Source organism: Actinoplanes subglobosus (genome assembly GCF_042650585.1).
Lineage (GTDB): Bacteria > Actinomycetota > Actinomycetes > Mycobacteriales > Micromonosporaceae > Actinoplanes > Actinoplanes subglobosus.
In genome coordinates, this window is sequence record NZ_JBHSBL010000036.1 from 1 (window position 1) to 14,547 (window position 14,547).

12 protein-coding genes are annotated in these 14,547 nt (G+C 69.6%); 3 read left to right on the plus strand and 9 right to left on the minus strand.

The features are described from left to right. The 7 genes from ACFO0C_RS46470 to ACFO0C_RS46500 all read right to left on the minus strand — a co-directional run. Positions 1 to 4,402: Calx-beta domain-containing protein (locus ACFO0C_RS46470; RefSeq protein ID WP_378073295.1), on the minus strand; the 4,402-nt coding region annotated here is incomplete at its 3' end. 113 nt (positions 4,403 to 4,515) lie between these two features. Continuing rightward, positions 4,516 to 5,133: a response regulator gene (locus tag ACFO0C_RS46475; protein ID WP_378073296.1), complete on the minus strand. Its 618-nt coding sequence runs from the start codon at positions 5,131 to 5,133 to the stop codon at positions 4,516 to 4,518. Between the two features lie 52 nt (positions 5,134 to 5,185). After that, the gene (locus ACFO0C_RS46480) at positions 5,186 to 6,319 is read right to left on the minus strand and encodes a sensor histidine kinase (protein WP_378073297.1); all 1,134 of its coding nucleotides are present in this window, start codon (positions 6,317 to 6,319) and stop codon (positions 5,186 to 5,188) included. Beyond that, positions 6,316 to 7,101, minus strand: coding sequence for an ABC transporter permease (locus ACFO0C_RS46485; RefSeq protein WP_378073298.1), 786 nt, complete (start codon positions 7,099 to 7,101; stop codon positions 6,316 to 6,318). Before ACFO0C_RS46485 ends, ACFO0C_RS46480 begins: the two co-directional genes overlap by 4 nt. Then, a complete protein-coding gene (locus tag ACFO0C_RS46490) occupies positions 7,098 to 7,934 on the minus strand; it encodes an ABC transporter ATP-binding protein (RefSeq protein ID WP_378073299.1) in 837 nt (278 codons plus the stop codon). The genes ACFO0C_RS46485 and ACFO0C_RS46490 overlap by 4 nt, the downstream gene beginning before the upstream one ends. Before the next feature lie 84 nt (positions 7,935 to 8,018). Further along, positions 8,019 to 8,774, minus strand: coding sequence for an ABC transporter permease (locus ACFO0C_RS46495; RefSeq protein WP_378073300.1), 756 nt, complete (start codon positions 8,772 to 8,774; stop codon positions 8,019 to 8,021). Further along, positions 8,771 to 9,703, minus strand: a complete 933-nt coding sequence (locus ACFO0C_RS46500) for an ABC transporter ATP-binding protein (RefSeq protein WP_378073301.1) — start codon at positions 9,701 to 9,703, stop codon at positions 8,771 to 8,773. Before ACFO0C_RS46500 ends, ACFO0C_RS46495 begins: the two co-directional genes overlap by 4 nt. Before the next feature lie 155 nt (positions 9,704 to 9,858). Here ACFO0C_RS46500 and rnhA point away from each other — a divergent pair, with 155 nt between their 5' ends. Next, a complete protein-coding gene (gene rnhA, locus ACFO0C_RS46505) occupies positions 9,859 to 10,314 on the plus strand; it encodes a ribonuclease HI (RefSeq protein WP_378073302.1) in 456 nt (151 codons plus the stop codon). Here rnhA and ACFO0C_RS46510 read toward each other — a convergent pair. Then, positions 10,208 to 11,434, minus strand: a complete 1,227-nt coding sequence (locus ACFO0C_RS46510; protein ID WP_378073303.1) for a dioxygenase family protein — start codon at positions 11,432 to 11,434, stop codon at positions 10,208 to 10,210. The genes rnhA and ACFO0C_RS46510 overlap by 107 nt on opposite strands. Positions 11,435 to 11,505: 71 nt before the next feature. Then, positions 11,506 to 11,895, minus strand: coding sequence for a hypothetical protein (locus ACFO0C_RS46515; RefSeq protein ID WP_378073304.1), 390 nt, complete (start codon positions 11,893 to 11,895; stop codon positions 11,506 to 11,508). 344 nt (positions 11,896 to 12,239) lie between these two features. On the opposite strand from ACFO0C_RS46515, the gene ACFO0C_RS46520 reads away from it, so the two are divergent. Together ACFO0C_RS46520 and ACFO0C_RS46525 are read left to right on the plus strand one after the other, a co-directional pair. Continuing rightward, a complete protein-coding gene (locus tag ACFO0C_RS46520; RefSeq protein WP_378073305.1) occupies positions 12,240 to 13,502 on the plus strand; it encodes an ABC transporter substrate-binding protein in 1,263 nt (420 codons plus the stop codon). Positions 13,503 to 13,541: 39 nt separating this feature from the next. Then, positions 13,542 to 14,498, plus strand: coding sequence for a DNA polymerase domain-containing protein (locus ACFO0C_RS46525; RefSeq protein WP_378073306.1), 957 nt, complete (start codon positions 13,542 to 13,544; stop codon positions 14,496 to 14,498). Positions 14,499 to 14,547: the final 49 nt, after the last annotated feature.

Here is a 14,547-nt window from a genome sequence, read left to right on the forward strand (position 1 = left end):
CGTCAGCGATCGAGTACGTCTGCTCAACCGGATCCGCCGACGTGTAGGTGTCATTGGTGACGGTGACCTTGAACGTCTCGTCGTACTCGTCAGCCTGGTCGTCCGCCAGATCGACTTCCAGGAAGTCGACACCGGTTCCCGCCGGGGTACTGCCGAGGATGGTGACCGGCACCGGGGTCGCGGTGTAGTCGTCGGTGACGGTGGCCGGGTTGTCACCGGTGCCCGCGATCACCACGGTGTAGTCCATGTCCCGCTCGGCCTTGCCACTCGGCTTCGCGACGACGGTGAGCGTATCGCCCTCCTCGGCATCGAGAACCGGCTCCAGCGTGATGGTCGGGATCGCGTCGGCATCGGCGATCGTCAAGACACCGTGCTCGCCACCGTCCGACTCGGTACCCGCCTGCACATCGGTCTCGGAGACAGCAGGCTTCACCACGACCGTCGCGGTCTCCGCACCCTCATAGAGATCGTCATCCACTGCATTCACGGTGAACGTCGCGGTATCGCTGCCCTTCAACACCGTCACCGTCGCCGACGGCAGGGAATAGTCGCCGCTCACCGCACTCGGCACCCCACCGGCAGTCACCGTGACATCGAACGTGATGTCCGAAACGGCGTCCGAGGTCAGGTCCACCGTGAACTGACCACCCGCACCCTCACCGACCGGATTCGCCGGAGCCGTCACCGAATACGTCGGCTTGTTCCCACTGTCATCATCGGCGATCACCACCGACGTCTCCGGATCAGCGATCAGACTGTCGCCGGCCTCGTCACCCACGACACCGCTCAGGTTGACCTTGAACTGCTCGGACAGCTCGTAGACCGAGCCGTCCACCAACGGCACCACGATGTCCTGCGGCGTCAGATCATCTGCCGGGAACGTCAGGGTGTCCGAATCAGCCGCGTAGTCCTCCCCCGCTGTCGCCGTGTCATCGGCGGTGGCGTAATCCACCGTGAGCGTCTTCTGGGTGGAGGACGCGTCGTTCGTGTTCGGCAGACCGGCCCAACTCAGCGTCACCGGAACCGTGGCGTCACCATCGCCCTCGCCCACGTTGACCGTGCCCGCCGTGGTGATCTCCGGCGTCAGATCGTTCGCATCGTCGACGATCTTGTAGAAGCCCTCCACCGGGCTCGGCCCGGTGGGCACGAGGTTGGTGACCGTGGCCTTGATCTGCTCGGTGTACTCGTCGGCCTGGTCGTCCTCGAGATCGACCGTCTGGAGGGTCACCGGCACCCCGGCGGCGCTGCCTGCCGGAATGGTCTCGGTCAGGACGTTGCCCTCGGTGAAGTCCTCGGGCTCCGCCGCGTCGCTCTGCGTTGCGTCGCCGGCCAGCGCGACGTTGTATGTCAGGGCCACCTCGGTCGCAATGTTCGGCGTCGCGCGGATCATCAGCTGGTCGCCCTCGGACGCGGTCGTGGCCACGTTGTCGAGGGTGATCACCGGCACCGATTCGCCGTCGGTGATCGTCAGTGTGCGGTTCAGAGTGGCCGTCTGGATGTTGTCCGCGGTGGCATCGGGTTCGATGGTGATGTCGACGGTCTCGTTGCCTTCGTAGACGTCGTCGGGCTTCACCGCGAAGGTGATAGCCGCCGTCGTGTGGTCCTTGGGGATCGTCACAGTGCCGCTGGGCGCGTCGTAGTCGTCGCTGCCGATACCGGCGACCGCCTCGGTCGCGGTGCCGCCGGTCACCGTTACGTCGAAGTCCGTGGCGGCGGAGGCCGGTTCGGACAGCGTCACGGTGAACGTCGCCGTCCCCGTCTCCGCCATGGCGTGGTTCGCGGTGACGCCGAAGGTCGGTTTGGGGTCGGGCTCGTCTTCGATGGTCACCGTCGTCGTGCCGTCGACCACCGTCGAAGCGCTGGTCAACGCGACGGAGAAGTTCTCGTCGACCTCGAAGGCGCTGTCATCGAGGATCGGAACGGTGATGTTCTGTGTGATCGAGGCGGCAACGGCGTTGTCCGGTGCGACGAAACTGAGCGGCGGCGTGTTCGTCGTCGTGTAGTCGGTCCCGGCGGTCGCGGTGCCGTCGCTGGTCGCGTAGTTGACGGTGATCGTCTTGTCGGTCGAGGTGGCGGTGTTGCCGGTGACGCCCACGAAGTCGAGGGTGACCGGGACGTCGATGCTGATCTCCTCCTCACCCACCGTGAGCGCATTGGAGCCGACCACCCGCGGCGGCAGGTCGGTGCTCTGGTCCGTGATGGCGATGGTCTTTGACTTCTGGACCATGCCGGCGGTGGGGATCAGGGTGATCGAGAAGCTGTCGTCGTCATCGTCGACGGCGTCGGCCTTGACCGCCACCGAACCGAGGTCCAGGTTCGTCTCCCCCGGATCGATGTCGTCGGAGAGGGTGAGGTTCGCCGGGTCGAAGTCGTCGATGCCGTCCGTGCCGTCGGTGCTGCCCTCATCCACCGTCACGGTGAAGGGGATGATCGCCTCAGCACTGCCCGTCACCGTTGCGGTGACCGGCACGGAGGCGGTGCCCTCGTCGGCGGCCGCGGGCGCGATGAGGGTGACCACCGGCAGGTCGTCGTCGTTGCGCAGCACCAATGACGTGCTGAGGGTGCCGGCTGCCACGTCCGTCTCGCCGCCGCCGCGCCCGACGGTGAAGGCGGCGGTCTCGTCGGCCTCGTAGACGTCGTCGCCGTGGACCGTCACCGGGATGTTCACGCTGGTGCTGCCGGCCGGGATCGTCACGGTCGACGGGAAGTCGTAGTCGTTCTTGCCGGGCGCGGTTCCGCCCTCGGTCGTGCCACCCGCGTCGTCGTTCGTGATCGCCAGGGTGATGGGCTGGTTGCTGGCGTTGCTGAGGCCGGCCACGAAGGTCGCCGTGTTGTCGCCGTCCTCCTCGGCCCGGTCGATGCTCGTCGTCATCGTCGACAACGTCGGCAGCGTGTCGTCGTCGACGATGGTGAAGGTCGACGTGCCGAGACCACCGGTCACGCCGCCGCCCGGGTTGGTGAGCGTGATGGTGAAGGTCTCGCCACCGCTCTCGTGGACGGTGTCGGCGTGGATCGGGACGGCGATCCGTTTGGTCGTCTCGCCCGTGGCGAAGGTCAGGGTGTCGGAGCCCGCCGTGAAGTCGGCCGGTGAGCTGGCGGTTCCCGCGGCCACGGTGTAGCCGATCTGGATCGGGCTGGTGGCCGCGTGCGCGAGGGCGATGTCGAAGTGCTGTTCGTGCTCGGTCTCGTCGATGGTCTCGACCGGGGTGACGGTGACGAGCGAGTCGACGATCGAGCCGGTTCCGGTGGCGGTGCCCAGGTCGGCGTTGACCTGCCCGCTCAGCGTGACCGTCACGTTCTCGTTCTCGGCGTTGTCGCTGTCGCTGACCGTCGGCACCGACACGGTCGCGGTGGTCTGTCCGGGTGCGATGGTGACCGGCGCGTTGGTCAATGCCGTGTAGTCGTCGCCCGCGGTCGCGGTTCCGCCGGTGTTGGCGTTGGCCGTGATCGACAGGTTCGACGCCTTGTCGAGGGTGACCGGGAAACGGAGGGTGTCGCCCTCCCGCACCGAGGGCGCGTTCCCGATGGAGATGACCGAGGGGGCGTCGTCGTCGGTGATCGTCACGTCGGCGGTCAGGTCGGTGGTGGTCAGGCTGGGTGTCGCGTTGATCGCGGTGTTCCCGGTGCCGGTGGTGTCGAGCTTGAACTTCTCGCTGGCGCCCTCGTCCCGGTCGTCCGGGAGCAGGGTCACGCCGACGGTGGCGGTGGCCTGCCCCACGGTGAAGTCGAGCATCCCCTCCTTGGGGGTGTAGTCCTCGCCGGCCGTCGCGGTGTCGTTGACCGTCCGGTACGGGATCGACACGGGTTTGGCGGAGAAGTTGGAGAGGGTCGCGGTGACCGTCGCGGTGGTCGCCGACTCGTCGACCGTGATCGGGCCGACCGAATAGGTGGGCGGGTCGTCGTTGTCGAGCATCGTGCCCCACGCCTCGGTGATCGGCGTGTTGTCGGCGGCGAACAGGCGCAGGGCGAAACGTTCGTCGTATTCGTCGTTCGGGTCGGTGATGCCGTGGACGGTGACGCGTTTGATGACGTCGCGGGTGCTTTCGGCGAACGTGCTGGACGTCGTCGCTGGCAGGGTGAAGTCGACGCCGGGGGTGGCGCCGGCGAACGTGCTGTCCGGGGCGGTGACGGTGTCGTAGTGGACGGTGGCCGCACCCATGCCGATGGTGGGCCCGATCCGGCGGATCTCGAAGGTGAAGGTGCCGTCCTCGGCATCCTCGATGTCCGCCTCGATGATGATCTCGCCGGGTGCGGCGTGTGCGGGGGTGGCCGGCACGAGCACCACGATCGGGGTGAGGGCGGCGGCGACGACGAACGAGACCGCTGACCGGAAACGAGCCGGCGCCCACAGGCGGAACGGCACCGCGGGCGCCGGGATCCGATGGGAACGTCGTACACGCATGTCGTCTCCTCCGGCCGGGCGCGCACGGGCTGAGCTGCGTAGACAGGGACGCGCCGTCCGTAATCTAGCTGCCCGGAATGGCCCTTATGAGACGAATTCTGATTATGTGTGTGTCAGATGAGCCCGTGCCGCATGGCCGTGGTGACCGCGGCCGTGCGGTCCGCCACGTCGAGCTTGTTGAACACGCGCAGCAGGTGCGTCTTGACGGTCGCCTCACTGATGAACAACCGCTTGCCGATGTCGGCGTTGGTCAGGCCGGCCGCGACCAGCTCGAGCACCTCAGTCTCGCGCGCGGAGAGGCCCGGCGGGGCCGGACTGCGCACTTGGCGCACCAGGGTCGAGGCCACACTCGGCGCGAGCACCGTCTCGCCGCGGGCGGCCGCCCGCACCGCGTCGGCCAGTTCCTTCGGGGAGGCGTCCTTCAGCAGGTAACCGGAGGCGCCGGCCTCGATGGCGCGCAGGATGTCACGGTCCGACTCGTAGGTGGTCAGCACCATGACCCGCACACCGGGGGTCGACGACAGGATCCGGCCGGTGGCCTCGACGCCGTCGCCGCCGGGCATCCGCAGGTCCATGAGCACGATGTCCGGCGTGAGCGCGAGGGCCTGGTCGAAGCCCTCAGCACCGGAGGACGCCTCACCGACGACCGTCAGATCGGGTTCGGCGTCGAGCATGCCGCGCAGCCCCATCCGCACCACGGGATGGTCATCGACCAGCAGGATGCGGATCACGCCGGCCTCCCGGGGACGGAGCGGAGGACGCGGAGGACGAACAGGGTGCGGATCACGCGGGGATCTCCAGTTCGACGGTGGTGCCGGTGTCGGGGTCGCTGCGGACGGCCAGGGAGCCGTCGACCTGCGAGGCGCGGGTCCGCATTCCGGAAAGCCCGAAACCTTCAGAGATATCGGACTTGATCCCGCAGCCGTCGTCGCGGATCACCAGCCGCACCGCCGACGGCGAATAGGCGAGCAGGACCGCCACCTCCTGTGCGGAAGCGTGGCGCCGCACATTGGTGAGGGCCTCCTGCGCCGCCCGGAGCAACACCACCTCCGTACGGGTGGGCAATCCGTAGACGTCGCCGGTGATACGGACGGAAGCGGGCACACCGGCCTCTTCCGTGAATCGTGCGGCACTACGGCGTACCGCCTCGGGAAGTGAAGCGGAAGCCAACGCCGTCGGTGAGAGGGCCGCGACCAGGGCCCGGGATTCCGCGAGATTCTCCCGTGCGGTACGCACGGCGAGCGCCAGCCGCTCGTCGCGCAGCGCCGGATCGGCCGCCTGGACCAGCGTGATGATGCTGGTGAAGCCCTGGGCGAGGGTGTCGTGGATCTCCCCGGCGAGGCGGGTCCGCTCGGCGGCGACCCCGGCCTCGTGGGAGAGCCGGGCCACCTCGGCGCGGCTCGCCTCCAGTTCGGTGATGAGCGTCGCCCGCTGCTCGCTCTCGTGCAGCGTCTTGAGGATCCAGAGGCCGATGCAGATGCCGGCGCCGGTGGAGATCGCCGCGATGACGATGTCCATGCCGACGTCGCCGGGGTTGTACCAGGCCTCCACCCCGACCGGGATCAGGTTGGCCACCACCACGAGGATGATCGCGAGCCGCACCGCCACCATCTGGAAGATCACCGGGATGACCGCGAACATCAGCCACGTCACCAGCGGGACGGCCCAGACCGCGACGCCGAAGAGGACCAGCTGGGTGAGCAGGGTGACCAGGGCGGCCGTGTTCTCCGCGTCGCGGGCGATCAACGGCCGGCCGACCAGCAGATGCAGCAGGAACATCGCGCCGACGGCGGCGAGCGCGATCACTCGCCGCCAGGGCTCGAAACCGTCCACGATGACCACCGCGGCACCGACGGCGACCACCGTGACCGCGAAGAACAACTCCCACAGCCAGTAGGAGGACTGCGACTCGCTCACTTGTCGCGACCGCTCCACCGGAACGTCACCAGGCACAGCACCAATCCGACCACACACCACACACCGAGCACCACGGCCACCGTGCCGAGGTTCCATGCGCCACCGATCTCCTGCGCCTTCGCCTCGTCGGGCAGGAAGACGTAGCGGAAACCCTGCGCCATCCAGCGGACCGGGAAGATCGACGCGACGTTCTGCAGCCACTCCGGCAGCTGGGTCATCGGGTGGATGAAGACGCCGGAGATGAACTGCAGCGCCACCACCGGCACGTTCAGGATGGCGCCGGCGTTGCGGGCGTTCTTGACCAGGCCACTGACCGCGATGCCGAGCAGCGAGCAGGCGACCGTCGAGAGCACGAAGATCCACACGAACGTCACCCAGTGATCGGCCGGCGGCAGCGGCATGTCGAAGACCACGACGCCCATCAGGATCAGGAAGGCGACCTCGGCCACACTCAGGGCGAAGACCAGAAGACCCTTGCCGACGAGGTACGCCGTAGCCGGCATCGGGGTACCGCGGAGGCGTTTGAGCGTCCCGTCCTCACGGTCCATCGCCAGCCCGGACCCCATCGTCACGAACGCCGTGTTGAGGATGCCGTAGGCGATCATGCTGGCCGTGAAGATCCGGCTCACCGCCACGCCGGTCTCGGTGGACTCGCTGCCGAAGATGGTGCCGAACAACAGTAGGAGCAGCGCCGGGAAGAAGAAGGTGAACACCACCGCGGTCCGGTCGCGCAGGAACTGGAGCAGCTCCACGTGGCCGCGGCTCAGGCTCATGGCGATCATCGGGTGGCTCCGATCAGGCTCAGGTAGGTGTCCTCGAGGGTCGGACGGGTGATCGTGAGGGTGCTCAGGTCGGCGCCGGACGCCACCAGGTGACGGATCAGGTCGCTCGGGTCGCTGACCTGCTCGGACCGGACCGTCCCGTTCTCGGTCCAGCTGACCCGGGCCTCGGCGGCGCCCCGCCCGCCCAGGGTGGCCGGGGTGCCCTCGGCGACGATCCGGCCGGCCGAGACGACAGCCAGCCGGTCGGCGAGCGCCTCCGCCTCGTCCAGGTAGTGGGTGGTCAGCACGATCGTGGTGCCGTCGGCGGCGAGGGTGCGGATCAGATCCCAGAACTGGCGGCGTGCCTCCGGGTCGAAACCCGTGGTCGGCTCGTCGAGGAAGAGCAACTCGGGGCGGCCGACGATGCCGAGCGCCACGTCGACGCGGCGCCGCTGACCGCCGGAGAGGGTACGGATCTTGCTGTTGCGTTTCGCGGTCAGCCCGACGAGCTCGATCGCCTCGTCGGCCTTCCGCGGGTCCGGATAGAACCCGCCGATGTGCTTGACCATCTCGTGGACGGTCAGGTCGGCGGCGTCGTCGGCGTCCTGCAGCACGATCCCGATCCGGGACCGCCACGCCGAGCCGGCCGTGCCCGGGTCCTCACCGAGCACCCGCACGTCGCCGGCGGTCCGGCGGCGGTGCCCCTCCAGGATCTCCACGGTGGTGGTCTTGCCCGCACCGTTCGGGCCGAGCAGGGAGAAGATCTCGCCACGGGCGACGACGAGATCGATCCCGGCGACCGCGTCCTGCCCGCCGTATGTCTTACGAAGTCCGGTTACCTCGATGGCTTCCATACGTCTGATCGTGCTCTGTCGCGGCGCCCACCGGGACGACCACGCGGCTGTCACCGGTTGTCCACCGATCGATGGACACGCCGGTCACTCCCACTTGAAGTTGCGGGCGGCGGCGGTCAGCCAGACGATCGCCCAGGTGCCCAGCGCCAGCCAGATGCCGAGCGGCACCGAGCCGCCGTGCATCAGCGTCTCCCGCAGCGCCTCGGCGTGCGCGGCGAGCGGCAGCAGGAACCAGCCGGCCGTGCCCAGGTCGGGCGCACTGAACATGATCCCGCCGACGGACAGCATCACCACGTAGATCAGGGTGGCCGCGCCGGTGGTGGTCTCCGGTTTCATCACGCTGGCCAGCAGCAGCGCCAGCCCGCTGTAACCGGCGGCGGCGAGCACCGTCACCCCGATCGCCGGGAGCAGGGCGCCGGCCTCCGGCCGCCAGCCCACCGCGAGCCCGACCAGCGCCAGGACCAGCACCTGCACGGCGATCTGGGCCAGCACGGCGGCGGTCTTGGCGATCAGCAGGCCGGGCCGGGTCAGCGGTGAGGCGCCGAGCCGTTTGAGTACGCCGTAGCTGCGCTCATATCCGGTGGTGATGGCCTGCCCGGTGAACGCCGTCGACATGACGGTGAGCGCGAGCACCCCGGGGACCACCCAGCCGAGCCGGTCGCCGGTCGGCAGCTTGGTGACGTCGAACAGGCCCGCACCGAGCAGCACCAGCAGCGGCACGCCCATCGCCAGGACCACGGCCTCGCCACGGCGGGCGGTCAGCAGCAGCTCCATCCGGATCTGACGGGTCAGGATGGTGCGCATCGGGGCCCGGCCGGGGGCGGGGGCGAAGGTGCTCACGGGGCGGCTCCCACCGGGGTCTGCGTGGTGGTCAGGGAGAGGTAGACGTCCTCCAGGGTGCGGCGGCGCGTGTTGATCGCCGTCACGTCGGCGCCCGCGGCGGCGAACCAGCCCAGCACCTCGGCGAGCCCCGCGGTGTCCAGGCCGCCGGAGATCGTGTAGAGCCCGGGCGAGGGCTCGGCCACCGTCCGCCCGGCGCGCAGCCCGGCCAGGTCGAGACCCGGGTCGGCCCGCACCTCCAGGACGTCGACGGCCGCCGCCGAGGTCAGCTCGGCCGGGGTGCCGGTCGCCGCGACGGTGCCGGACCGCATGATCACGACGTCGTCGGCGAGACGCTCGGCCTCGTCGAGCAGATGGGTGGTGAGCAGCACCGACACGCCGTCGGCGCGCAGCTCCTCGATCAGCTGCCAGGTGGTGTGCCGGGCCTCGGTGTCCATGCCGGCCGTCGGCTCGTCGAGGAAGACCAGCTCGGGCCGGCCGACCAGGGCCACAGCGAGACTGAGCCTCTGCTGCTCGCCGCCGGACAGCCGGCGGAACCGGGTGCGCTCGAACCTCCGCAGGCCGAGCCGGTCCAGCAGCATGTCGGTGTCGAGCGGGTGGGCCGCGAACGACGCGAACAGGCGCAGGATCTCCCCCGCCGTCGCCCACGGGTAGACACCACCGGACTGCAGCATGATCCCGAGTCGGGGCATCAGCTCGTCGTGGTCGCCGACCGGGTCGAGCCCCAGCACCCGCGCCTGACCGCCGTCCGGCCCGCGGAAACCCTCGCAGACCTGGAGCAGGCTGGTCTTGCCGGCGCCGTTGTGCCCGAGCAGGGCGAGCACTCGCCCGCGTGGCAGGGTCAGGGACACACCGTCGACGGCTGTCGTGTCGCCATAACGCACCACGACGTCCCGCACCTCGACCGCGGCCGCGTCGCCACCAACCATGAGTCCCGCCCATCCGGATTCGTCCGCCCCCGCCACCATACGGTGGCCCGCTGACCGCTCCCGCCCGGCGGTCGTCCGCCGATGGCCTGTCCCACACTCCCGCACCGAGCACGTGGAGACCTCCTACCGGAAGCCGGGCCTTATCGTCTCCAGGTATGAGCGTCGTGCAGATCTACACCGACGGGGCGTGTGCCCCGAACCCCGGTCCGGGCGGCTGGGGAGCGGTGCTGCGCTGGGGTGCGGCGGAGAAGGATCTCTGCGGTGGTGAGGCGGCCTCGACCACCAACAACCGGATGGAGTTGATGGCGCCGATCCGGGCCCTGGAGGCGCTGAACCGGGCACCGCTCACGGTGGAGATCTACACCGACAGCGTCTACGTGCGCAACGGCATCACGCAGTACATGCACAACTGGAAGCGGAACGGCTGGATGACCTCGGCCCGTCAGCCGGTGAAGAACGTGGACCTGTGGAAACGGCTCGACGAGGCGGTCCGGCGGCACGACGTCAGCTGGCACTGGGTGAAGGGGCACGCCGGGCATCCGGAGAACGAGCGGGCCGACCGGCTGGCCGCCCGGGGGTTGCGCGAGGCGGTCGAGGCGGCGCAGAGCTGAGGTACGGGATCCCGGAGGGGGCGGCCGGGACCCCGTGGTCTCTCAGCGGGTCACCAGGTCCACGGCGCCCACCAGTGCGATTCCCTCCGCGGCTGCGGCTGCTGCGGCCGGGGCTGCTGAGGCCGGCGTGACGGGGCGGCAGTGGCGCCGGCCGACGCGCTGACGGAAGCGCTGGCACTTGCGGAAGCGCTGGCACTTGCGGAAGCGCTGGCCGACGCCGACTCGCTCGCCGACGGCGAGGCGGTGGCCGACGGGGGCGGGCCGGACGGGGCTCACCCGACGGCGGGGTCCCGCCGCCACCGGTCTCCACGTCGTCGGGGTCGACCGCCACGGTCAGCACCGCGACGTAACCCTCCTCGACGCTGCCGGTGACCGTCGCCATCTCGGTCGCCGCCAGGTCGTCGCTGAACACGTTGTCGGTGGCCAGGGTGATCTGGCTGAGGTTGGTGACGCTCTGGGCGTACCCCTCGGTGGCGTAGACGACGTCGGAGACGTCCTCCGGGATCGCGATCTGGGAGGTCTTGATGATCGGGCCCGCGCCGTTCGTCGCGTTCTCCAGCGACGCGTAGACCTCGAAGTGGATGTGCGGCCACCGGCCCGAGTAGCAGGCCGGGAAGATGCTGGTGAAGGTGACCGTGCCGGTCTCGTCGGTCTCCTGGATGCCACGCAGGTAGTTCTCCTCGGTGATACCCGTGGAGTAGAGGGAGTAGTTGCCGTCCCGGTCGCAGTGCCAGGCGTAGACGGCGGCACCGGCCAGCGCCGCGCCGTCCAGGTCCTGCACGGTGAGGGAGAACGCGAAGGGCACCCCCTCGGCCGTGGTGGTGGACGTGCCGAAGGAGGAGCGGATGTCGCTGCGCACGATCCCCGACTCGGTCCGCACGTCGATGCCGTTGGATCCGTCGGCGGGGTACGGCCCGGCGGTCTCGGACGCCACCTCGGTGAGAGCCGCGTCGGCGTCCTCGGCCGTGTTGAAGATGCCGGCGCCGATCATCGCGGCCGCGCCGGCGCCGCCGATCACGTAGAGCATCCGGCGCCGGCTCATCGTGGCCAGGTCGAAGGCCAGTCCCTTGTCGTGGACCTCGCGGACATAGGCCGCGTTGTCCCTGTGCTGCCCGGTCAAGTTTGCCGCCTTAATCGGAGTCGGAAGTCACTGACCCGGGCAGCAGAACATCGACGACTATGCCCGCACTGTCACGAGACTGTGCGTGGGTTGAGGTCGGGTTGAGCAGGATCGTCGACGATCTCCACCTGTCGCGGGACCTTGGCCCGCGCCACCCGGTCGAAGGACAGGCGGTAGGTCTTGGCCCGCACCAGTTCCTCGGGCACGGCGTGCCGGCCCTCCCGCTGGCCCGGCACGTCGGGACCGTCGGCGGCCTCCTCGGGCGCCGGCTTCCGGCCGGCGGCACGGGCCGCCATGCTGAAGACGCTGCGGGTGGCCGCGTCGTACCCGGTCTTGTACGCGTCACGGAGGTCGGGGCCGCTCTGCCGGCGCTGATGGAGGCGGCCCGCCGCGTATCCGGCGCACGCCATCAGGGCAGCGGCCAGAACGATCAGCAGAGCGATGTCGCCCGGTGTTGTCATGCTCCGATTGTGACGAACCGGATAGACCGCCAGCTATGGCCCGTTTGACGTACCCCGGAGGAATTAGGTCGAAGACTCAACTCACGTTCAGTGACGGTTCAGTCTCCGTTGATTTCGCCGACACGCATCTGAACAGGGCCCACATCACATCGACCCATTAACCGTGAGTTACATTCAGCACAGCCGCAGGACTGTCGCCCGACATCCGCCCAGCTCAAGATCCCTATGACGGACGGTCGGTCCGTGCACCGATAGATCACGAGTTGACACCTTTGAACGTGAAGCGGCACGGTACTTCCGATTGTCCTCGTGACAACGACGAGTTTGGATGATTGGGGAAGTCCATGCGCACCACACGACGCGCCCTGGCGGCCGTCGTCAGCGTCGCCGCACTGCTGCTGACGTCCGCCTGCGGGACCGGGGAGGACGACTCCACCGCCGCGAAGGTCGAGGTCTTCACGTGGTGGGCCGAGGGCGGCGAGAAAGCCGGCCTGGACGCCCTGGTCAACCGGTTCACCACCGCCTGCCCTGGTCAGGAGTTCACCAGCGGCGCGGTGCCCGGTGGTGCCGGGATCAACGCCAAGCAGGTGCTCAACGCCCGCCTGGCGCAGAACGACCCGCCGGACGTCTTCCAGGTCCACGCCGGCGCGGAACTGCTCGACCACATCGACTCCGGGCAGATCAAGGACCTGACCGCCGAGTTCTCGTCGTGGGGCCTGACCGGGACACTGCCGGAGGGCCTGATCGAGACGATCACTGTCAACGGCAAGCTGTGGTCGGTGCCGATCGGCGTGCACCGGGCCAACGTGGTGTGGACCAACGACCAGGTGCTCGCCGAGTCCGGCATCCTCACCGCACCCCGGACGATGAAGGACTTCATCGCCAACCTGACCAGGCTGCGCCGGGACGGCGTCGAGTCCCCGCTGGCCCTGGGCCGGGACTGGACCCAGCTGATGCTGCTGGAGGCGGTGCTGATCAGCGAACTGGGCCCGAAACGGTTCACCGGCCTGTTCACCGGCACCACCAAGTGGGATGGCAAGGCCGTCCGCTCGGCGATCGAGGACTACGCCACGATCCTCGGGTTCAGCAACGCCGACCGGGACTCGCTGGACTGGCCGGAGGCGGAGCGGCTGCTCATCGACGGCAAGGCCGGCTACCAGCTGATGGGCGACTGGGCCGCGGCCGACCTGGAGGCCAACAACTTCAGCGGGTACGACTCCTTCACCTTCCCCGGCAACGGCAAGGCGTTCCAGTGGCTCGCCGACTCGTTCGCGCTCACCACCGGGGCGGCCAACGCGGCCGGTGGCACGTGCTGGCTCCAGACGGTCGCCTCCCCCGAGGGGCAGCAGGCGTTCAACGCGCAGAAGGGCTCGATCCCGGCCCGCACCGACGCGCCGACCACCGGCTTCTCCGACTACCAACTGGAGGCGGCCGAGGACTGGAAGTCCGGTGTGGCGGTCCCGTCCTGCGCCCACGGATCGGCCTGCTCGCAGCCCTGGCAGAACGCCGCCAACGCGGCCCTCGGCGCCTACTCGGCCTCGGGTGACCCGGCGGCCCTGCAGAGCGCGCTGGCCGCGGCGGCCAAGCAGTTCGTCCGGCAGGGCTGAGGGCGCGCGCATCCGGCCCCGATCGGGCACGATGAGCGGATGGGTGAGGAGCGCGACGGCGTACCGCTGACCAATCTGGATCAGGAGCTGTTCCCCGGGGCCGGTGCCACCAAGCGGGATCTGGTGGACTATCTGGACGCGGTGGCCGGCTGCCTCCTGCCCGTCCTGCGGGACCGTCCGCTGTCGGTCGTCCGGGTGCTCCGCGGCCAGGAGCGGTTCATGCAGAAGAACCTGCCGAAATACACGCCGGACTGGGTGCCCCGCGCCACGGTGTGGGCCGAGGCGTCGCATCGCGAGGTGACGTACGCGCTGGCCAACGACCGCCGCACGCTGTTCTGGCTGGGCAATCAGCGGGCCGTGGAGTACCACCCGGCCCTGATGACCGCGGGTTCGGCGCACCCCACCCACCTGATCATGGACCTGGACCCGCCGGAGGACGGTGGTTTCGCCGCCGCCGTGGCCGCGGCCCGGCTGGTCCGGGAGGCGCTCGCCGATGTCGGCATGTCCGGTGCGGTGAAGACCAGCGGGTCCAAGGGCGTGCACGTCTTCGTGCCGCTGGCCGGTGAGCCCGCGGTGGAGGACGTGGCGGCGGCCCAGCGTGCGGTGGCCGCCCGCGCCGAGCGGATCGATCCGGAGCTGGCCACCACCGCGTTCATCCGCGAGGACCGGCACGGCAGGGTGTTCCTGGACGCGACACGGGCCGGCGGGGCGACCGTCGCGGCGGCCTACAGTCCGCGGATCCGGCCGGGGGTGCCGGTGTCGTTCCCGGTCGGCTGGTCCGATCTCGATCAGGTCACCCCGGCCGATTTCACCCTCGCGACCGCACCCGGGCTGCTCGCCGGTGGTGACCCGTGGGCGGCGGCGATGCCCGCACCGCAGGAGCTGGACGCCGGGCTGATCGCCGAGGGCCACACCATCCCGGTCGCCCGGGTCCAGGCCATGCACGAGGGCAAACGGCGGGCACGCGCGCGCCGGGAGGCGGCCGGGGAGAGCTGAGAGACTACTCCGGACGGTGTAGGCGGGTAGTCGGGAGGCGTCGATGCGG